1 protein-coding gene and 1 pseudogene are annotated in these 868 nt (G+C 30.4%); both read right to left on the bottom strand.

The features are described 5' to 3' along the window. Positions 1–34: 34 nt before the first annotated feature. Positions 35–403 (bottom strand): DUF3979 family protein, encoded by a 369-nt coding sequence (locus AC1DTM_RS29190; protein ID WP_002158217.1) that lies wholly within the window; start codon positions 401–403, stop codon positions 35–37. 265 nt (positions 404–668) lie between these two features. Next, a pseudogene (locus AC1DTM_RS29195) lies at positions 669–868 on the bottom strand (hypothetical protein); the annotation flags it as partial.

Below are 868 nucleotides of genomic sequence, written 5' to 3' on the forward strand. Positions count from 1 at the left end.
AAAAACATCCGTGTATACGGATGTTTTTTCATGTTCATTCACAGTCTTCACATACTTCCCAGTACGGCCCCATTTCTACTGCAAGGTATGGCTTTAATTGCAAACGAATCATTCGACTTGGCATGCGTTCTAATACGAATTGAATGCCGTCTTCTTCTTCATCCAACTCAACTTTTGAAATAGCAATTCTTTGCATAGTAGTAATAGGGCTTCCATCTTTATATAAAGTGATTTTCACCTCATCATACTCATTAAAATACAATTCAACATTCATTTTCTTTTTTAACATTTCATCAACAATTTCATAATTATCATTTTGTTCCTGGATTATATATTTCCAGCCGCCTCTATCTAATTCTATCGGAGTAGCTTGGAATAATGTCATCAAATCCTCGTATAGCATAAGATAACCCCTCTCTTACTAAAAACGATGAGTATTTTATATACCCTTTATCTCTATCACTATCCATGTTTATTGTACCATATATCACGAATCTTACTGCATTCATTTGCTTTATATACACATACAAAACATATAGTATTTTCAGTTCACTCTCTATTCACTAGTACGTCCTCTTACTGATAACTTATCACTTTCCTTATTTCCTACACACTACTTATACATCTAAAAAAACCACAAAAAAGAAGAGTAATTTATATCACTCTCCTCATAAGACTTTTCCTGTAGCTGCTAATGCTAACACTATAATTAAACTTGCAAATAATAGTGATACAATTAAACTAAAAATCGGTAATATTTTCTTTTCATTCTTCTTAAATAATAACCTTAAACTAAGAATGATATTTAATGGAACAAATATAAAATAAAAGTATTTAGCTATTTCTRATGAGCTATTTGAAAGTGTTT

The organism is Bacillus sp. P4_D3 (genome assembly GCF_056401855.1).